The 255-nt window shown below is 60.4% G+C and carries 1 protein-coding gene; it reads right to left on the reverse strand.

Annotation, left to right across the window (positions count from 1 at the left end):
- On the reverse strand, positions 1 to 255 hold a 255-nt coding region (locus tag J5M72_RS29275), incomplete at both ends, for a hypothetical protein (RefSeq protein WP_207868345.1).

Genomic DNA, 255 nt, shown 5'->3' on the forward strand with positions numbered 1-255 from the left:
CCGCATTACCGGTGCCGTTGAGGTTGGCGGAACCGAGGAGCGTGAGATTCTCGAGATTGGTGCCTAGGGTGTAGTTGATGGACGAGAGTACGCGGTCAATGGCGTTTGGCGAGGTATCGGTTTCGATTACCAGATCGCCAACGTTGTCGACGTAATAGCTGTCGTTGCCGTCGCCCCCGACCATGGCATCGGCACCGATGCCACCGTCGAGGGTGTCGTCGCCGGCACCGCCGCTGAGTACGTTGTTGCCGCTGT

Origin of the sequence: Pseudomonas sp. 58(2021), assembly GCF_017491585.1 — a bacterium.
GTDB lineage: Bacteria > Pseudomonadota > Gammaproteobacteria > Pseudomonadales > Pseudomonadaceae > Aquipseudomonas > Aquipseudomonas fluorescens_BT.